This is a genomic window from Conchiformibius kuhniae DSM 17694 (assembly GCF_000428785.1).
In the GTDB taxonomy this organism is placed as follows: Bacteria; Pseudomonadota; Gammaproteobacteria; order Burkholderiales; family Neisseriaceae; genus Conchiformibius; species Conchiformibius kuhniae.
The window spans coordinates 185,278-204,057 of the sequence record NZ_AUAP01000001.1; the positions used below are offsets into that span (position 1 = coordinate 185,278).

Sequence of the window (18,780 nt, forward strand, 5' to 3'; positions counted from 1 at the left end):
AATGCCAAGCTGTAAACATCATACCACGCGGGCAGGGCAGATGCAGCAACGGCGCGGCTTTGGCGGCATTTTCGGGCGATTTTACAATGTAAACTGTTGCAAATTAGCGCAAACTGCCGGCGATGCCCGCCAAAATCACCAAAATCATGCCCGCAACGTCCCACCCGCCCAAAGTTTCGCCGAAAAACGCCGCACCCAACAGCGCGGACAACACCACCGTCAGATACGACAGCGCCGACACGGTGAATTTGCGTCCGACATGATAAGCGCGGGTGAGTGCCAGTTGCCCGAGCGTGGCGCTGATGCCGATGCCCAGCAGCACGGGCAGGCTCTGCCAATCGGGCGCGTGCCAGCCCGCCGCCGTTGCCGCCACGGCGGAAACCACCGCCGCCGTCAGCGAAAAATAAAACACGATGCGCCACGCCGGTTCGCCCAGCAGCGACAGCTCGCGCACCTTCAAATAGGCATAACCCGCCCCCGCCCCGCTTGCCAAACACAACAGCGCGTCCCAAGTCTGCCCCGCGCTGAAAGACGGCTGCAACAGCACCACCACCCCCGCCATGCCCGCCGACAATGCCAGCCATACCCGAAGCGGCGGGCGTTCTTTCAGCAGCAGCACCGACAGCAGCGCCAGAAAAAACGGCGAAGTGTAGTTCAGGGTTACCGCCGTACCCAAAGGCAGGTGCAGCATGCCGTAGAAAAACAGCAGCAGTGCAGCCGTGCCCGCCAAGCTGCGCCACAGGTGCTGTTTGGGGTAGCGCGTGCAAAAATCGCGTTTGTGCCACAGTGCGTGTCCGCCCAAAATCACCACGCCCGCCGCCATCCGCCAAAACACCAGCTCGTACAGGTGCATGCCGAAACGGTTGCCGGCGGTTTTCACCCCCGCGCCCATCAGCGTGAGAAAAAAGGCGGCAACCACCATCCACCCCGAACCGAGTTTGTCCTGCTGCATACCGTGTGCCAATGTTGTCGCGTGTCAAAAACGGTAATTATACGCTTGGTGCGGGCAAAAAAAGTTACAATGGCAGATTAATCATGTTTTTTGCGGGTGATGATGCGCTGTTTCAGTTTGGCTGCCGAAGACGGCACGCATTTGGGTTTGTTTTTGTTGGATAATGAAGAAGTGGGCGTGGGTCAGTGCGCGGTGCGGGCGGCAGACGCGCCGCCGGCTTACGCGGCATGGTCGGCGGCGTTGGCGCAATGGCAGCGTGCCGCGCTGTATTGGCATGCGGACGGCGACACCGCGTATGTGCGGGACGGCGACGGTGCGGCGGTCGGCACATTGTGCCGCGAAAGGCTGTGCGTCGGCGGGCAGACTTTTTTTCTCAACGACATGACGGGCATGGTGTAACACGATGGAAAGCATGTTTATTCTGATTCCCATCAGCATCGTATTGGCATTGCTTATGGGGTATTTTTTTTGGTGGTCGGGCAAGAGCGGGCAGTTTGACGATTTGGAAGGCCCCGCGCACCGCGTGATTATGGACGATGATACGCCGCCGCCCGATGAGGGCGGGAAAGGGCAGTCATGAAGCCGTTTGCCTTTGCCGCCACGCGCCGTTTCGCGCCCCTGTTCGGCACGCAGTTTCTCGGCGCGTTCAACGACAATCTGTTTAAAACCGCGCTGTTTGTGCTGATTGGTTTTCACGGCTTGGGGCAGGGCGGTTGGCTGCCCGCGCAGCAGTTGTTGAACGTGGGGGCGTTGTTGTTCGTGCTGCCGTATTTTTTGTTTTCGGCATTGGCGGGGCAGTTGGCCACCCGTTACGACAAGGCGGCGCTGGCGCGGTGGACGAAGGTGTTGGAAATGGCGGTGATGGCATTGGCGGGCGTGGGCTTGGTGTCCGGCTCGGCGGTGCTGCTGCTGGCGTGTTTGTTTGTGATGGGCACGCAGTCGGCGTTTTTCGGGCCGGTCAAGTATGCGGCGATTCCCGAATATCTGCACGAGCGCGAGCTGGTAACGGGCAACGGGCTGATTGAATCGGGCACGTTTTTGGCGATTTTGTTCGGGCAGATTGCCGGCACGCTGCTGGCGGGCGGCGGGGCGTGGGCAACGGCGGCGGTGGTGTTGCTGCTGGCGGCGGCGGGGTGGGCGTGCAGCCTGATGATGCCCGCGCTGCCGCCGCAACGCCCCGATTTGCCTGTGGACAAAAACCTGTGGCGCGGCAGCCGCGTGTTGTTGCGCGATACGTTTGCCCGCCGCGATTTGACCACGGCGATTGTCGGGATTTCGTGGTTTTGGCTGGTCGGCTCGGTGTACACCACGCAGTTGCCCACGCTGGTGCGCCAGCACCTGCACGGCAACGACCATGTGTTTAATTTGTTGTTGGCGTTGTTTTCTTTGGGGATTGCCGCAGGTTCGCTGTGGTGTGCCAAATTGAGCGGGGGGCGTTTGCAGGTGAAGCTGGCGGTGGCGGGCGCGGGGGTGTTGGCGGTGTGCGGTGCGGCGTTGGCGTGGCTTGCGCCGCCGAATGCGGACGGCGTGTCGGTCGGTTTGGGCGGCTTTTTGACGCAGGCGGCGGCGTATCCGGTGATGTTGCTGGTGGTGGGCATCGGCATCGGCGGCGGTTTGTTTTCCGTGCCGCTTTACACGTGGCTGCAAACGGCGGGCGGCAGCGAGTTTTGCGCCCGTGCCGTTGCCGCAAACAACATCGTCAATGGTTTTTTCATGGTGGCGGGGGCGGTGTTCAGCGCGGCGGTGCTGTGGCTGCTGGACGATGTGCGCTGGCTCTACGGCACGGTGGCGGCGGGCAATGTGGCGGTGATGGCGTATCTGTGCGCCCGCTTGCCCGACAAGGGCGGCAACGCCCCTTGAGAACGGGCGCGTTTTCCCTTAAAATGCCTTGCTTTTCCCGTTCAGGATATTGGGGCGCGTGCGCGCGTCCGCTTCAGAAAAGCACGTTCCGCCAAATTGTTAAGTTGCGGTGCGTGCTTTTTTGGCAGAATCCGTCTGTTTTTCAGGAGTGTTTATGACCGTCCCCGCCTTGCTCGTCCTTGCTGACGGCAGTGTTTTTCACGGCGTTTCCGTAGGTTATCAGGGTACGGCTTCCGGCGAAGTCGTGTTCAATACCGCCATGACCGGCTATCAGGAAATTTTGACCGACCCGTCCTACACCAAACAAATCGTTACCCTGACCTATCCGCACATCGGCAACACCGGCACCAACGGCGAAGACACCGAAAGCGCGTCCGTGTGTGCGGCGGGCTTGGTGATTCGCGACCTGCCCCTGCTGCACAGCAATTTCCGTGCCGAAGAAAGCCTGCAGGACTACTTAATCCGCCACCAAACCGTTGCCATCGCCGACATCGACACCCGCCGCCTCACCCGCATTTTGCGCGACAAAGGCGCACAGGCGGGCGCGATTCTGACCGGCAACGGTGCCACAGTCGAAGCCGCGCACGCCCTGATTGCGGATTTCGGCAGCATGGCGGGCAAGGATTTGGCAAAAGACGCCACCTGTGCCGCGCCGCACGAATGGACGGAAGGCGAATGGGCATTGGGCAAGGGCTTCGCGCAGCCGCACACGCCCTACCACGTCGTTGCCTACGATTTTGGCGTGAAAACCAATATTTTGCGTATGTTGGCGCAACGCGGCTGCCGCTTGAGCGTGGTGCCGGCACAAACACCTGCCGCCGAAGTGCTGATGATGAATCCGGACGGCGTGTTTTTCTCCAACGGGCCGGGCGACCCCGAGCCTTGCGAATACGCCGTAGATGCGCTGCGCCAACTGCTCAACAGCAAAATCCCCATCTTCGGCATTTGCTTGGGGCATCAGCTTTTGGGCTTGGCGGCGGGCGGCACAACCAAAAAAATGCCCTTCGGCCATCACGGCGCCAACCACCCCGTGCAGGACTTGGACACGGGCAAAGTGCTGATTACCAGCCAAAACCACGGCTTCGAGGTCGATGAAAACGGCTTGCCCGACAATGTGCGCGTTACCCACCGCTCGCTGTTTGACGGCACGGTGCAGGGCATTGCCTTTACCGACCGTCCCGCTTTCAGTTTTCAAGGCCACCCCGAAGCGAGTCCGGGCCCGCACGATGTGGCGTATCTGTTTGACAAATTTATCGACCACATCCGCGCCAAACAAGCTGCCTGATTGATGCCCATGCTCACCGAACCGCGCCGCATGCGCCAATTGCTCGACTGCCTGCACCAACGCCGCGCCCCTGCGGGCGGTTTGGCGTTTGCTGCCGTGTGGGGCAAGCTGGATTTGGACTACCGCCCCGAGAGCTTGGCGCGGATTGCCGCCTTGCTGCGCCACGTCCACGCCAAGCAGGGCGCGTCTGCCTTTGCCGTATTGGAAAAACAGCTTGCGGGCGAAAATTTCCTGCTGACGTTGGCGGCGTATTTGGCGGAATATGTGGCGCGGCAAAGCGGCGCGGCGTATGCGTGGCAGGCAGACGGGCGGGCAACGTTCGGCAACTGGTATTTCAAGCCCTTGTTGTCGCTGCGTCTGCTGCTGGAAGGGCAGCAGGAACGCCTGCGCTTGGACAACGCCGTTTGGCAGGCGTTTTGCAGCCGTCCCGATGCCGAACGCGGAAAAATGGCGGCGTTTGCACTGGCGCATTACCGTGCCAACCGCACCCTGCCGCAAGGCTTGGCGTTTGCCGGCGTGCCGCAGGCATTGAAATGGGACTTCAGCCGCGCCGATTTGCGCCGCTTGGACGGACAACTGGCAAAACTGGCACGGCGCGAAGGCTTTGATGCGGGCAAACTACCCGCACGCTTTGCCCGCGATGCCGAACGCAACTTCATCTTATTGCTGGCATTTTACATCGGCGAAACCCTGTCGGACGGCGCGGCGCGGTGGCGCAACACCCCGCAGCGCGGCGATGCCTTTTGGGACGGCTTCGTGCTGGTGTTGCCCGACGGCGCGGAACTGCCGCTTTTGCGGCTGCTTGCCGATGCCCTGTGCGGCGGCACCACCCGCTTTGCCGACCCCGCCCTGCTGCCGCCCCCGCCCGACCCCAACGATGCCGCCCGCCGCGCCGTTGACGCCGTGCGCCGTGCCGATGCCCAATCGCCGCCCGTTGCCCGCCGCAGCGTGCTGAACGCCGTCAAATGGGATTACGGCTGGGAGAGCCTGCGCCGCTTGGACGCACTGCTGGACGGCATCCGCACCGAACGACCCGAATTTGACGCCTTCGTCCGCCACGATGCCAATTTGAACCTGCTGCATTTTTGCGCCTTTTATTTGGCGCGGACGGCAGCCGAATTGTCCAACAACACCCTGTATTTTCTGGACTACGCACAGGCAAAAACCCACATTCCCGACCTGCCGCACGATTGGTTCAGCCAATACGCCGCCCTAATCGGCGACAAAATCTACTTCCCGTTCGGGCGCATCGCCTCGCGGATTTGGGACCACGCTCCCGAAGAAAGCTGCACCGACTTTGTCCGCTTCCTGCAGCAAACGCGGCGCGGCACGCTCTACCGTTGTCCGCGCGGCAAAAGTGCAGCGCAGAACGGCGAAACCTTGCCCGAACTGCTGCAAAAAACCCTGCGCCAAGCCGGATTTGCCGCCGCCTACGCCCTGTCGCTGCGCCGCAAACTGCCCGACCGCGCCGTATTTGCCCCCATGCTGCTCAAACCCCACCCCGAGCGTCATTGGGATTTGCACCAACTGATGTTTGAACGCACCGAAGACGCACTCGCCTGCGGCATGAACATCTTAAACGACAACCCCGACCGCCTGCCCTGCATGGTGTTGGCGTATGAAGGCTATGCCAACCTGCCGCGCGGACATTTCGATGCCGTCATGTTGGAAATCCGCACCTACCGCCCGCACACATCGGCACTGCAAGCCGCCTTGCCCCTGCGCCCCAATGCGGACGGCACATGGTCGGCGGGCGCATTGGTGCTCAACGGCAACGGCTTGGCAGACGAAACCGCCGCACTTGCCGCCGCCGCCCCCATCTATCGCGGCATGGCGGATTTTGAACGGCACACCCCGACCGCACCACCCTTCACAGAAAGCACACAAACATGATTACCCTTTGCTTTGCCCTCATCTTCATCATCAGACTGTACACCCTGTCCGTTTCCAAACGCAACGAACAAGCCCTGCTGGCTGCCGGCGCGGCCGAACACGGCGCAAACACCTCCCAACTGCTGGCAACCGTCCACATTGCCTACTACTTTTCCGCTTTGCTGGAAAGCTACCTGCGCGGCGCATCGTTTGACGGCACATCACTGTTCGGACTGCTGCTGACGGGCAGCGCATTGGCAGTATTGTTTTACGTCATCCGCGCACTGGGCGAAATTTGGACGGTGAAAATCTACATCCACCCCCAACACCAACTGAAACAATCATGGCTGTTCCGCCGCGTGCGCCACCCCAACTACTTTCTCAACATCATTCCCGAACTGATTGGCATCGCATTTCTGTGCCACGCATGGACGACCTTGTCGTTCGGACTGCCCCTGTACGGCTTGGTACTGGCACGGCGCATCAAACAGGAAGAACACGCCATGCGCCATTTGCGCGTACAAGAAACGGCATAAAATTGTATGAACACCCACTTCCGATTTACCCCGCACATTTGAATTAGGTGTAGGTTGGGTTGAAAACCCAACATGATAAACGCCAAGTAATTTTTGAATGGGTGGTGATGATGGCATAGGCGCATCAGCATGGTTTGCGCGGGAGGGAATAAACACCATGCGTTATCGCAGAAGCCTTGCATCAGGAGCATGCTACTTTTTCACATTGGCATTGCACAACCGCCGACAAGATTTGTTGGTTCGCCACATTGCTGATTTGCGGCGTACGTTTTCCGAAGTAAAACAGAAATATGATTTTGAAATCATTGCTGCTTGCATTTTGCCCGAACATCTGCATTTGTTGATGCGTCTGCCTCCCGATGACAACCGTTACCCGATGCGCTTGCGTTTGATAAAATCGGCATTTTCCCGTGCCATACCGAAAACGGAAGCCGTTTCCCTGTCGCGACAAAGAAAAAACGAACGCGGCATTTGGCAACGCCGCTATTGGGAACACGAAATCCGCAATCAGCAAGACTTGAACGCGCATATTGATTATATTCATTTTAATCCGGTCAAACACGGTTATGTGGTACGGGTAAAGGATTGGCAATATTCATCATTTCACCGATATGTACGACAAGGTATTTTGCCGTTGGATTGGGCGGGTAGTGATGTGGACGGCAATTTTGGCGAATAATTCAAGTAGGTTGGGTTGAAAACCCAACGTTAAATTTTGATTGAACAGATATTGTTATGTTTGTTTTTCGTTTCAATACGTTCCAATATATGCCTACGCAAAAAATGGTAGGTTGGGTTGGAAACCCAACATTGGATTTTGATTAAATAAACATTGTTGGGTTTGCGCTTCGCTTCAACCCAACCTGCGCATAATTTACAAAGCAAGTAGGTTGGATTGAAAACCCAACACTTGGATTTTGATTAAACAGATATTGTTGGGTTTACGCTTCGCTTCAACCCAACCTACATCTGCTGAAATTGATTTTCTATAAGAAAGTTTGCACCATGCCCAAACGTACCGACCTGAAATCCATCTTAATCATCGGCGCGGGCCCGATTGTCATCGGGCAAGCCTGCGAATTTGACTATTCCGGCGCACAGGCCTGCAAAGCCCTGCGCGAAGAAGGCTACAAAGTCATCTTGGTCAATTCCAACCCCGCCACGATTATGACCGACCCCGACATGGCCGATGTAACCTACATCGAGCCGATTATGTGGCAAACCGTTGAAAAAATCATCGCCAAAGAACGCCCCGATGCGGTGCTGCCCACCATGGGCGGACAAACCGCCTTGAACTGTGCCCTTGATTTGGCACGAAACGGCGTGCTGGCGAAGTATAACGTTGAGTTAATTGGCGCAACGGAAGACGCGATTGACAAAGCCGAAGACCGTGGACGCTTCAAAGAAGCGATGGAAAAAATCGGTTTGCATTGCCCGAAATCCTTTGTCTGCCACACCATGAACGAAGCGCTTGCGGCGCAGGAACAAGTCGGTTTTCCGACTTTGATTCGTCCGTCTTTCACCATGGGCGGTTCGGGCGGCGGCATTGCCTACAACCGCGATGAATTTCTGGCGATTTGCGAGCGCGGTTTTGATGCTTCGCCCACCCATGAGTTATTGATTGAACAGTCTGTTTTGGGCTGGAAAGAATACGAAATGGAAGTGGTGCGCGACAAAAACGATAATTGCATCATCATCTGTTCCATTGAAAACTTTGACCCGATGGGCGTACACACGGGCGACAGCATCACCGTTGCCCCCGCGCAAACGCTTACCGACAAAGAATACCAAATCATGCGTAACGCATCGTTGGCGGTGCTGCGCGAAATCGGCGTGGACACGGGCGGTTCCAACGTACAATTTGCCGTCAATCCCGCCAACGGCGAAATGATTGTGATTGAAATGAATCCGCGCGTGTCGCGCTCGTCCGCGCTGGCGTCCAAAGCCACAGGCTTCCCGATTGCGAAAGTGGCGGCGAAACTGGCGGTGGGCTTCACGCTGGACGAATTGCGCAACGACATTACGGGCGGACGCACGCCCGCATCGTTTGAGCCGTCCATTGATTATGTCGTTACCAAAATCCCGCGTTTCGCCTTTGAAAAATTCCCGGCGGCAGACGACCGTTTGACCACGCAGATGAAATCGGTGGGCGAAGTGATGGCGATGGGACGCACCATTCAGGAATCCATGCAAAAAGCGCTGCGCGGCTTGGAAACGGGTTTGTGCGGCTTCAATCCGCGCACGGACGACAAGGCGGAAATCCGCCGCGAACTGGCCAATCCGGGCCCGGAACGGATTTTGTACGTTGCCGATGCCTTCCGCGCGGGCTTTACGATTGCGGAAATTCACGACATTTGCGCCATTGACGCGTGGTTTTTGGCACAGATTGAAGACATTGTGCGCGAAGAGCAAAACATCGTTTCAGGCAGCCTGAACGATTTGGATTACGCCGCTTTACGCCGTCTGAAACGCAAAGGTTTTGCCGACAAACGCATCGCCCAACTTTTGCGGCTGCCTGAAAAAGCCGTGCGCGAACACCGTTACGCCTTGAATCTGCACCCCGTTTACAAGCGCGTGGATTCCTGCGCCGCCGAATTTGCCAGCGACACCGCCTATCTGTATTCCACTTATGAAGAAGAATGCGAAGCGCGTCCGTCCGACCGCAAAAAAGTGATGATTCTCGGCGGCGGCCCCAACCGCATCGGACAGGGTATCGAGTTTGACTACTGCTGCGTCCACGCCGCGCTGGCACTGCGCGAATCGGGCTTTGAAACCATTATGGTGAACTGCAATCCCGAAACCGTGTCCACCGACTTTGACACCAGCGACCGCCTGTATTTTGAACCGCTTACGCTGGAAGACGTGTTGGAAATCGTCCGCACCGAACAGCCTTGGGGCGTGATTGTGCATTACGGCGGACAAACGCCGCTCAAACTCGCCAACGCGCTGGTGGAAAACGGCGTGAACATCATCGGCACGTCCGCCGACAGCATTGATGCGGCGGAAGACCGCGAGCGTTTCCAAAAAGTTTTGAACGACTTGGGTTTGCGCCAACCGCCCAACCGCACCGCGCGTAACGAAGACGAAGCCCTGACTTTGGCGGAAGAAATCGGCTATCCCTTGGTGGTGCGCCCGTCCTACGTTTTGGGCGGACGCGCCATGCAGGTGGTGCATTCTTCCGAACAATTAAAGACTTATATGCGCGAAGCCGTGCAGGTGTCCGAAGACAGCCCCGTGCTGCTGGACTTTTTCCTGAACAACGCCATTGAAGTGGACGTGGATTGCGTGGCGGACGGCAAAACCGTTGTTATCGGCGGCATTATGCAACATGTTGAACAAGCGGGCATTCACTCGGGCGATTCGGGCTGCTCGCTGCCGCCGTATTCGCTGTCCGCCGAAATTCAAGACGAAATCCGCCGCCAAACCAAGGCGATGGCGGAAGCGCTGAATGTGGTCGGTTTGATGAACGTACAGTTTGCCGTGCAGGACGGCACGGTTTACGTTTTGGAAGTCAATCCGCGCGCATCGCGCACCGTACCCTTTGTTTCCAAAGCCACTTCCGTGCCCTTGGCGAAAATCGGCGCACGGGCGATGGCGGGCATTTCCTTGGCGGAACAAGGCGTGGAAAAAGAAGTCGTTCCCGATTTTTACGCCGTCAAAGAGGCAGTGTTCCCGTTTATCAAATTCCCCGGCGTGGACACGATTTTGGGGCCGGAAATGCGTTCAACGGGCGAAGTGATGGGCGTGGCGGAAACCTTCGGCGAAGCCTATTTGAAAGCGCAATGGGGCGCGGGCGAGCGCATGCCGTCCACCGGCAAGGTGTTTATCGCCGTGCGCGATGAAGACAAGCCTTTGATTGTACAAACGGTTAAAAACTTCCTGTCGCTGGGCTACGGCGTGTGCGCCACGCGCGGCACGGCGGCGTATCTGGCGGAACAAGGCATCACCGTGCAAACCGTGAACAAGGTGCGCGAAGGCCGTCCGCACATTGTGGACGCGATTAAAAACGGCGAAATCGCCTTGGTGGTGAACACGGTGGACAACGACGTGCAAACCATCAGCGACAGCCACAGCATCCGCCGCAGCGCGCTGACCATGCGCGTGCCGCAATACACCACCGTGGCGGGCGGCGAGGCGATGAGCGAGGGCGTGAAAAGCCTGAACGAAATTCACGTTTACAGCGTTCAGGAACTGCACAAACGCTTGCAAAATCAGGCTTAAACCGGCGTTAGAACGCGTATTATCCCCGTCATTTCCGCCTGTGTGGAGATGACGGGATTTTTATTGAAATACCGTCATTTCCGCGCAGGCGGGAATCCACATCGAAGCACGACCAACCTTGATAAAACGTCGTTTGCCAAACATCGGGCGTGGATTCCCGCCCGCGCGGGAATGACGGCAGTTTTCATAATTATTTTATTTTAAACGAAATAATTTAAATAATAACACGCCCTAACCATTAACTTGTGCTTGACACAAAATATTCCGTAATGTATCGTCTGGCGATGCATTTGGATTTTCCCATGATTAAAAGCTTTAAACATAAAGGTTTACAAAAATTCTTTGAAACAGGCAGTAAAGCAGGTATTCAAGCAGCACACGCCGCGAAATGACAAATTTTATTGTCTGCACTTAATATTGCCACCACTGCCGAACACATGAATATGCCCGGCTGGCACTTACACCCGCTCACAGGCAATTTGGACGGACACTGGAGCGTTCGTGTCAATGCCAATTGGCGGCTGACCTTCCGCTTTGACGGCAGCGATGCCGAAGTTGTCGATTATCAGGATTACCACTAAAGGACAAGCACATGACGATGCACAATCCCGCCCATCCCGGCATGATTCTGCGCGACTGTTTGAACGGTGTTGGCGTGGGCGAAGCGGCGCAACACTTGGGCGTTACCCGCAACACCCTGTCGCGAATACTCAACGGCAAAGCTGCCATATCCGCAGAAATGGCAGTACGCTTGGCAATTTTGCTGCCCAATACCGATGCCGAGTTTTGGCTGCGTTTGCAAACACAATACGACCTTTGGCAAGTACGCCAACGCCCGCACGATTTTGTGCGCCCTTTAAGGCGCGTTATCGTTTGACTTGAAATGCCACTGCACCATCACGCCCTGCGCGGGCATGACGGCGTTTTTAAAAACGCGCTTGTGTGCCGTTTTGTGTATTGTGGCAAACACACGCCGCGCCAATCTGCGTTTTTGGTTGAAAGCATGTGATTGACGGCGGTACAATCGCATTGCTTGGGCGGGAAAATGCCACTGCGCCGTCATGCCCGTGCGGTTTTTCGGTGTGGTTGGGGCAATACTGCGTGAATGATGACGCAAAAAATGGCGATATATGGCATAGAAATTGCTTATTATCTGAACGTATTGGGGCTGTTTCGGGGCGCATGCCCGTCAAAACGGCAGGGCGCGATGCGCTGCCACAGGAAAGGACAAAACATTATGGTTCGCAAAAAGAAATATTTTATGCTGAAGCCTTTGGTGCTGCTGTTGGGCATGATGGGCTGGGCGGCGGCGAATACCGCGCCGGCTGCCACGCCCGCCAACAATCCGTATGCGGGGCCGTTCGCGCAAGTGCCTTTGCACATTATCCAAACCACCCATTCGAGTGGCACGGGCGTGAAACCCAATGTGGTGTTGCAGATTGATAATTCTTATTCAATGTATGCTTACCCACATTCGAAAGACGTCAATAAACCTGTTCCACGTCATGATGTGGATAAGTCGCGTTTAGCCATTACCCAACGGGCTTTGCGGTCGTTATTGGGAAATCCCAAGTATCGTGATACGGTAAATTGGCAGTTAATTACGTTGTGGGAGCAGCCAATTGAAGTATATTCACCGTCTAAGGGGCAGTTTATAACAGATAAAACACGTAAGGTGCGCACAGATTGGTGGACGAGCTACGCTCGGGAATTTTTAGACGGGAAAAAGCCATTTGGTCGTCCTCCCAGTGAAATTGAGAAGGTTGTTGATAGTTTGGAGGCAACAGGCTACACCCCTACCTCCGAGCGCTATTTGGATGCCATTTATTTGTTGCAACGGGCACTGCTGCGTAACGATACCTACCGTTGCCAAAAAAGTTTCGTTATCGTGTTTTCAGATGGTATTGCAGATGGTGCGGGTCTTTTGCGAGATAGCAGTGGTAGGGATACTAATCAGTTTATGGCTCCTACATTTAAACAATATCCGAAAAAGAGCAGGGTATTTAGCGACTCTTTTTATTTGAATTCACAGGAGACTAAAAACATTTATCGTGCATCTAATTCAGCAGGCGGGGGGGCACTTGATGAACGGTTGGTAAAATTTGCTTGGGAAATACCATTTGTCTATCGACATCCGCAGTCGCGTACACAAGAATTTAAAAGTAAATTTGTGCGCCACCATGCTGATGAAAATCCACCTAAGACAAAGCTGATTACCGAAGAGCCGGCATCGGGTAGTCCTGATTACGGCTATCGTTGGAGCACCCATAGTATTGGTGGTGGTGCTACTAACCAGCTTTCTGCCGGTTCGATGAATTTTTGGACACCACGGCGCAATGCGTTGCGTTTTTTTGCAGAAACTGTGGCGGGTGCGGATTTGCGTCCTGAAAATGCCTTATATGAACCGACTCAATCGGCAACTTCGGTGGAGAATTACCGAAATCCTGTGAGTCGTACCGACCCTTCTGGTGTCAGCTACGATGCGCCTCCGTTTGACAAGCAAACCATTGAAACTTATTCAATTACCTTTGGTACTGTTGATGGTATTTCAACGGGCTATCAGGAATATATGAGTGGTGGTACTACAGCCAAGGGATTGGTTGGGCAGGTATTTAATGCAACAGACGAAGACGCTTTGAACGAGGTGTTTAAAAAAATTTTTGATGACCTTGTCGGCAAAAGCCTGTTTGAACCGCCCGCTTCGTTCTCGGGCATTTCGCCGACCGTCTCCAGCGATGAAGCCACGCGCAAGCTGCCGAATATGGCGGCAACCACGCATTTGAGCATGAAAACGGGCAGCAGCGAAATCTATTTCTACGAAGTCGATACCGCCAACCAAAGCAGTACCACGGTGGTGAAAAACCGCTACACCAAGCCCAATTTCAGCAACCGCCGCGTGCTGATTAGCGATGGCAAAAACACGGTAACGTGGCTGGAGCGTTTTGCGGGCAATAATGCTTTCTTCGGCATTCCCGATGCCGCCAACAACCGCGATGAATGGCAGCGTTCGATGATTCCGTGGATTGCGCGCTCGAAAGCCGATGCACTGGTCAATTCCAGCACCAATGCGCTCAAATACCGCAACCGCACCGATTTGCACGATGGCGTGATTCGCAATACCCGCAATATGGGCGATGTGGTGTATTCGCCGATTCTGGCGTATGGCCCGAATGAAAACGGCCGTCAGAAATACCTGCTCACCGCCGCGAATGACGGCATGGTGTACCTGTTCCGCAGCCATAACGACCGCAACCACCCGTATGATTTGAAGCTGAATTATATTCCTGCGGGCATGGAGCGCGAAAGCGAAGACGACACCATGGGCAAGCATTTCAAAGACATTGTCCACCCCGAGTATGTGCAAAACTACAAAGAAGCGCCGCACCAGTTTATGGTAAACGGCGGCTTTGTGATTCGCACGATGGACGACACCGGTCCGCAGCAGATTTTTATGGCGGGCAATATGGGTCAGGGCGGACGCGGCATGTACGCGTTGAACGTGGGCGGCCCGAGCCGCGCCAATCCGGGGCAGCAGGTGGGCATCGATGCGCCGCAAGACCAATGGCCGCAAACCGTTCCCCTGATGGAAACCCCCAAAGGCAGCGCCAACCGCGACATGGGCTACACCATCAACGCCCCGCAAATCGGGCGCGTGGCACTTACCCGCTCGGTCAGCAAAGACCCCGACAAAAAAGCGGAAATGACCACCGATTTGTTTGATTTGCGCTATGCGGTGTTTGTGGGCAGTGGCGTGAGCAATCCGTTTGCCCGTGCGGCGGGCGGCGGCGCGGACAATACCGAAAGCGCACTGTATCTGTACAGCCCGTTCGACAACCTGAACGTGGGTGCAACCCCGCCTGCGGGTCAGACATCGGGCAGCACCGCACACCACCCCTTGAGCAAAGGTCAGTTGATTAAAAAGCTGGCGGTGGAAAAATCAGTGGGCAAGGGCGGTTTGGCACAGCCCACATTGGTGGACATCAATTTCGACGGCGCGATTGACATCGTGTATGCGGGCGACTACGGCGGCGGCGTGTACCGCTTCGATTTGCGCGGAGAACCGAACGATTGGACGGTGCACAAAATCTTCCAAACCGTAAACGGCCAGCCGATTACCAGCGCACCCGCCGTGTTCCGCAACGAAGAAAACAAATACATCGTGGTGTTCGGCACGGGCAGCGATTTGTACCAAAGCGACTTGACCGACACCAACGTGCAGTCGATGTACGGCGTGTATGAAGATTTGACCGATTTCAGCCCGACAGTCAAATACCAGAGCGATTTGGTGCAGCAAACCATGACGCAAAGCCAAGTTTCCGTAAAAGGCAAAAACTACGATGTGCGCAAGCTGAGCGACAATGGCGCGGAAGACCCGAACATCAAAGGCTGGTATTTCGACTTCCCTGCCGGCGAACGGGTGGTGGTGAAACCGAACGTGCTGCTCAAAAGCGTGCTGTTCACCACGCGCAGCTACCGCTTGGAGCGCGAACAATCGGGCAACTTGGGTACGGGCGACAAATGTTCTGCCGAAACCAGTTCCGAGCGTTCATCGGGCGAAAGCTGGGTGATGCAGGTGAAAGTGGACAACGGCGGCAACATTCCGGGCAAAGACGGCGATGAGGCTTACGCTTATGCAGACTTTTTGGGTCAGTACGAGCGCGCCCCCGACAGCGACAAATACACCCGTCCCGATGAGTTGTTTGCGGGCTTCCGCAGCGAGGGCGGAATTGTGAACATGGCGCTGCTGTTTGGCGTGAACAAAGACCCGAACGGCGTGGGCGGCATCAACAGTGCCTATACCCGTGATGGCGATGCGGGCGACAGCGGCATCGACCCGCCGCCCGCCGCAGACGGCAACCATCTCAACAATATCACCAAATTCTGCGTTGATGATGACGACAACAAACTGCTGTACAACAACACGGGCGACAGCAAAGGCTTGAGCGACAACTTTGTTTTGATTCACGCCAACAAATGTCCGTCCCAGCAGAAAGGCATCGTGCGCCGTTTGAGCTGGCGCGAGCTGTTCTGATGATGGGCTGATGGTTTGAACAATAAACGGCTGCGGTTTTTTCGCAGCCGTTTTGGTTTTGGTTTTTAGGCGGATGGGGCGGAATCATCGTCTGGTTTGCGGTACAGCACCAGCAGTTTGCCGATGTGTTGCACCAATTGGGCTTGGGTGGCGGCGCACAATTCGCGGCAAACGGCTTCGCGCTCGCTGCGTTCATCACCAAACACGCGCACTTTAATCAGTCCGTGCGCATTGAGCGCGGTGTCGGTTTCGCGAATCACGGCATCGGTCAGCCCTTTTTGCCCGACCATCACCACAGGGTGCAAGCCGTGCGCTTGCGCCCGCAATTCGATAATTTGTTGTTTGTTTAAGGTTTCGGTGTTCATATTTGTCCTTGTTGCGTGAACGGGATATGCACAATGTGGTGTTTCAATCCACAAAGCTGCACATACGGCGGGGTTTCAAACCGAAAAGGAATTTTGATAAAACACGGCATTATACAGAAATGCGCTGCGGGCGCGACAAAAATCTTGCCACAGGCTGATTTTTCGGGTATGATTATTGGTTCTTGTGCGGAGTACCCGTAGCTCAGTTGGAAGAGCGTCAGTTTCCGAAGCTGAAGGTCGCCGGTTCGAACCCAGTCGGGTGCGCCAAGCAAGACTGAACAAGATGCAATCAATTGTTTTGCCCCGATGGTCTGTGCGAGATTATCGGGGCAAATCTTTGGGCTGAAAAAACGATGCGCCGTCATTCCCGCGCAAGCGGAAATCCAAAACACATTTCAACAAACCTTGATAACACATCGTTTGCCAAACATCGGGCGATGGATTCCCGCCTGCGCGGAAATGACGGCATTTTGTATTATGCTGATTTTTAAAAGATAAATTGATAATACGCGCTAATCCAGCATTTGTGCCAGCAGACGCATGCCCCATGTCCATTGCGGTGAAGCACGGGGCGAATCGGGCGGGGCAGGGGCGAACAGCCGTGCGCCTGCCGTTTGCGCCGTTGGCTGCCATGCTTTGATGTGCCGTGCATCGGCAATCCACGCGGTGCGGCAGGAAAAGCGTGTGCTGCCGAACAGGGTGTGGTCGGGCGGGGATTCGGGCAACACGAAAATCAGTGCCGCGACCCGCCGCCGTGTCGCCCAATCTGCGCGCGCCCACCATGTTGCCAGTGTGGCAACGCCCGCGCCGTGTGCCGCCATCGCCAAACGTCCGCAGGTGTGCGCCGCACAAAATGCCGCCATGTCGGCGCGGGTGTCGTCAGGCGGGGTGCGGGCAAGGTCAAGATGCACCGCGCACGGGTAGCCCCGCGCCCACTGTGCCGCCCATGTTTGTCCGTCATCGGCATCGCCCAGCAGCAGCAGGGCGGTTTCGCGTTCATACATCGGCGTAATCCGCTACCAAAGGCGCGTGGTCGGAAAATTTTTCGTCTTTGTAAACGTGCGCCGCCTGCGCCCGTGCCGCCAAATTGGGCGTAACCATTTGATAATCAATACGCCAGCCCACGTCTTTGGCGTAGGCTTGACCGCGATTGCTCCACCAAGTGTAGCCCGCGATGTCGGGATAGAGCGTGCGCCACACGTCCGTCCAGCCCAGTTGCGTGATGACTTTGCCCATCCATTCGCGTTCTTCGGGCAGAAAGCCGGAGTTTTTCAAATTGCCTTTCCAGTTTTTCAAGTCGATATTTTGGTGGGCGATGTTCCAATCGCCGCAAATGACGATTTCGCGCCCTTCGCCGCGCATTTGCGCCAACATCGGGAAAAATGCGTCCAAAAAGCGGAATTTGGCTTCTTGGCGTGCTTCCGCGCTGCTGCCCGATGGCAGATACAGCGACACCACGCTCAAGCCCGGGAAATCGGCACGGACAAAACGCCCTTCGCGGTCAAATTCTGCCACGCCCATGCCGATTTGCACGGCATCGGGTTTGGTGCGGCTGTACACTGCCACGCCGCTATAACCGCGTTTTTCCGCGCAATGCCACACGCCGTGCATGCCGTGCGGGGCTTTCATTTCGTCCGACAAATCGGCTTCCTGAGCCTTTAATTCCTGCACGCAGACAAAATCGGCATCGGCGCGTGCCAAATAGTCGTAAAAGCCTTTTTTGTAGGCGGAACGGATGCCGTTGAGGTTGGCGGAAATCACGCGCATGATTGGTTTTCCAAACGGTTGAAACGGCGGATTGTAACACGATGGATATGCTTATGATAAAATCATAATAAAAACAATTGATTAAATACAAAAATGAGATTTAAACGCCGTTTGGTGCTAAAATCGCGGCTGTTTTGATTTTCAGAAAAGGAACAAAAATGGCAGGTCATAGCAAATGGGCGAACATCCAACACAAAAAAGCCCGCGCCGATGCCAAGCGCGGTAAAATTTTTACCAAGTTAATCAAGGAAATTACTGTTGCTGCGCGTTTGGGCGGCGGCGACCCCGCGTCCAATCCGCGTTTGCGCTTGGCGATGGACAAGGCTTGGGACGCGAATATGCCCAAAGACAATGTTCAACGCGCGATTGACAAAGGCACGGGCAATTTGGAAGGCGTGGATTATGTGGAGCTGCGCTACGAAGGTTACGGCATCGGCGGTGCGGCGTTGATGGTGGATTGCATGACCGACAACAAAACCCGCACCGTTGCCGATGTGCGCCATGCGTTTAACAAACACGGCGGCAATCTCGGCACGGACGGCTGCGTGGCGTTTAATTTCGTGCATCAGGGTTATTTGGTGTTTGCGGGCGCAGACGAAGATGCGCTGATGGAAGCGGCTTTGGAAGCGGGCGCGGAAGACGTGGTGGCGGACGAGGACGGCATGATTGAAGTCATCACCGCGCCTGCGGATTGGGCGCAGGTGAAAAACGCTTTGGAACAGGCGGGTTTCAAATCGGAAGACGGCGACGTTACCATGCGGGCGCAAAACGAAACCGTTTTGACGGGCGACGATGCGGAAAAAATGCAAAAGCTGATTGACGCGCTGGAAGATTTGGACGATGTGCAGAATGTTTATACTTCTGCCGTTTTGCAGTTTGATTGAATTTGC

The 18,780-nt window shown here is 55.8% G+C and carries 17 protein-coding genes and 1 tRNA gene; 14 read left to right on the forward strand and 4 right to left on the reverse strand.

All coding sequences use genetic code 11. The annotated features are described in order from the left end of the window. Positions 1-103: 103 nt before the first annotated feature. Positions 104-952 (reverse strand): DMT family transporter, encoded by an 849-nt coding sequence (locus G392_RS0100965; protein ID WP_034334116.1) that lies wholly within the window; start codon positions 950-952, stop codon positions 104-106. 99 nt (positions 953-1,051) lie between these two features. On the opposite strand from G392_RS0100965, the gene G392_RS11720 reads away from it, so the two are divergent. From G392_RS11720 to G392_RS13880, 12 genes are all read left to right on the forward strand, one after another. Next, the gene (locus tag G392_RS11720) at positions 1,052-1,351 is read left to right on the forward strand and encodes an HLGFF motif protein (protein ID WP_156900750.1); all 300 of its coding nucleotides are present in this window, start codon (positions 1,052-1,054) and stop codon (positions 1,349-1,351) included. 4 nt (positions 1,352-1,355) lie between these two features. Next, entirely contained in the window at positions 1,356-1,532 is a 177-nt protein-coding gene (ccoS, locus tag G392_RS13190) for a cbb3-type cytochrome oxidase assembly protein CcoS (RefSeq protein ID WP_084165883.1), read from the forward strand. After that, complete coding sequence (locus tag G392_RS0100980; protein ID WP_027008710.1) at positions 1,529-2,812, forward strand: MFS transporter; 1,284 nt, start codon at positions 1,529-1,531, stop codon at positions 2,810-2,812. Before ccoS ends, G392_RS0100980 begins: the two co-directional genes overlap by 4 nt. 154 nt (positions 2,813-2,966) lie before the next feature. Beyond that, a complete protein-coding gene (carA, locus tag G392_RS0100985; RefSeq protein ID WP_027008711.1) occupies positions 2,967-4,097 on the forward strand; it encodes a glutamine-hydrolyzing carbamoyl-phosphate synthase small subunit in 1,131 nt (376 codons plus the stop codon). A gap of 3 nt (positions 4,098-4,100) precedes the next feature. Beyond that, positions 4,101-5,990, forward strand: coding sequence for a hypothetical protein (locus G392_RS0100990; protein ID WP_169718720.1), 1,890 nt, complete (start codon positions 4,101-4,103; stop codon positions 5,988-5,990). Next, positions 5,987-6,505 (forward strand): isoprenylcysteine carboxyl methyltransferase family protein, encoded by a 519-nt coding sequence (locus G392_RS0100995; protein ID WP_027008713.1) that lies wholly within the window; start codon positions 5,987-5,989, stop codon positions 6,503-6,505. Before G392_RS0100990 ends, G392_RS0100995 begins: the two co-directional genes overlap by 4 nt. A 157-nt stretch (positions 6,506-6,662) precedes the next feature. Then, a complete protein-coding gene (locus G392_RS0101000; protein WP_027008714.1) occupies positions 6,663-7,184 on the forward strand; it encodes an REP-associated tyrosine transposase in 522 nt (173 codons plus the stop codon). 326 nt (positions 7,185-7,510) lie between these two features. Next, on the forward strand, positions 7,511-10,726 hold the full coding sequence (gene carB, locus G392_RS0101005; RefSeq protein ID WP_027008715.1) for a carbamoyl-phosphate synthase large subunit: 3,216 nt from the start codon (positions 7,511-7,513) through the stop codon (positions 10,724-10,726). 401 nt (positions 10,727-11,127) lie between these two features. Further along, positions 11,128-11,307 (forward strand): type II toxin-antitoxin system RelE/ParE family toxin, encoded by a 180-nt coding sequence (locus tag G392_RS14335; RefSeq protein WP_245571897.1) that lies wholly within the window; start codon positions 11,128-11,130, stop codon positions 11,305-11,307. Positions 11,308-11,318: 11 nt separating this feature from the next. Continuing rightward, complete coding sequence (locus G392_RS0101015) at positions 11,319-11,603, forward strand: HigA family addiction module antitoxin (RefSeq protein ID WP_027008716.1); 285 nt, start codon at positions 11,319-11,321, stop codon at positions 11,601-11,603. A 224-nt stretch (positions 11,604-11,827) separates the two neighbouring features. Continuing rightward, positions 11,828-12,169: a hypothetical protein gene (locus tag G392_RS13875; RefSeq protein ID WP_169718721.1), complete on the forward strand. Its 342-nt coding sequence runs from the start codon at positions 11,828-11,830 to the stop codon at positions 12,167-12,169. A gap of 1,003 nt (positions 12,170-13,172) precedes the next feature. Continuing rightward, positions 13,173-15,758, forward strand: coding sequence for a PilC/PilY family type IV pilus protein (locus G392_RS13880; RefSeq protein WP_211224329.1), 2,586 nt, complete (start codon positions 13,173-13,175; stop codon positions 15,756-15,758). A gap of 65 nt (positions 15,759-15,823) precedes the next feature. Here the strand turns inward: G392_RS13880 and yhbY are convergent, their stop codons facing one another. Beyond that, positions 15,824-16,123, reverse strand: a complete 300-nt coding sequence (gene yhbY, locus G392_RS0101035) for a ribosome assembly RNA-binding protein YhbY (RefSeq protein ID WP_027008719.1) — start codon at positions 16,121-16,123, stop codon at positions 15,824-15,826. 191 nt (positions 16,124-16,314) lie between these two features. Between yhbY and G392_RS0101045 the strand changes: the two genes are divergently transcribed. Beyond that, positions 16,315-16,390 (forward strand) — tRNA-Arg (locus tag G392_RS0101045). A gap of 245 nt (positions 16,391-16,635) precedes the next feature. On the opposite strand, the gene G392_RS0101055 is transcribed toward G392_RS0101045, so the two are convergent. Together G392_RS0101055 and G392_RS0101060 are read right to left on the reverse strand one after the other, a co-directional pair. Beyond that, positions 16,636-17,127, reverse strand: coding sequence for a hypothetical protein (locus G392_RS0101055; RefSeq protein ID WP_027008720.1), 492 nt, complete (start codon positions 17,125-17,127; stop codon positions 16,636-16,638). Continuing rightward, positions 17,120-17,893, reverse strand: a complete 774-nt coding sequence (locus tag G392_RS0101060) for an exodeoxyribonuclease III (protein WP_027008721.1) — start codon at positions 17,891-17,893, stop codon at positions 17,120-17,122. Before G392_RS0101060 ends, G392_RS0101055 begins: the two co-directional genes overlap by 8 nt. Before the next feature lie 155 nt (positions 17,894-18,048). On the opposite strand from G392_RS0101060, the gene G392_RS0101070 reads away from it, so the two are divergent. Then, positions 18,049-18,774 carry a YebC/PmpR family DNA-binding transcriptional regulator gene (locus tag G392_RS0101070; RefSeq protein ID WP_027008722.1) on the forward strand — a complete coding sequence of 242 codons (726 nt, stop codon included), beginning with the start codon at positions 18,049-18,051 and terminating at the stop codon, positions 18,772-18,774. Positions 18,775-18,780 lie beyond the last annotated feature (6 nt).

Coding starts and splice junctions, on each gene's coding strand:
- G392_RS0100965 (WP_034334116.1), bottom strand. CDS start 952: ATGCAGCAGGACAAACTCGGTTCGGGGTGGATGGTGGTTGCCGCCTTT.
- G392_RS11720 (WP_156900750.1), top strand. CDS start 1,052: ATGATGCGCTGTTTCAGTTTGGCTGCCGAAGACGGCACGCATTTGGGT.
- ccoS (WP_084165883.1), top strand. CDS start 1,356: ATGGAAAGCATGTTTATTCTGATTCCCATCAGCATCGTATTGGCATTG.
- G392_RS0100980 (WP_027008710.1), top strand. CDS start 1,529: ATGAAGCCGTTTGCCTTTGCCGCCACGCGCCGTTTCGCGCCCCTGTTC.
- carA (WP_027008711.1), top strand. CDS start 2,967: ATGACCGTCCCCGCCTTGCTCGTCCTTGCTGACGGCAGTGTTTTTCAC.
- G392_RS0100990 (WP_169718720.1), top strand. CDS start 4,101: ATGCCCATGCTCACCGAACCGCGCCGCATGCGCCAATTGCTCGACTGC.
- G392_RS0100995 (WP_027008713.1), top strand. CDS start 5,987: ATGATTACCCTTTGCTTTGCCCTCATCTTCATCATCAGACTGTACACC.
- G392_RS0101000 (WP_027008714.1), top strand. CDS start 6,663: ATGCGTTATCGCAGAAGCCTTGCATCAGGAGCATGCTACTTTTTCACA.
- carB (WP_027008715.1), top strand. CDS start 7,511: ATGCCCAAACGTACCGACCTGAAATCCATCTTAATCATCGGCGCGGGC.
- G392_RS0101015 (WP_027008716.1), top strand. CDS start 11,319: ATGACGATGCACAATCCCGCCCATCCCGGCATGATTCTGCGCGACTGT.
- yhbY (WP_027008719.1), bottom strand. CDS start 16,123: ATGAACACCGAAACCTTAAACAAACAACAAATTATCGAATTGCGGGCG.
- G392_RS0101055 (WP_027008720.1), bottom strand. CDS start 17,127: ATGTATGAACGCGAAACCGCCCTGCTGCTGCTGGGCGATGCCGATGAC.
- G392_RS0101070 (WP_027008722.1), top strand. CDS start 18,049: ATGGCAGGTCATAGCAAATGGGCGAACATCCAACACAAAAAAGCCCGC.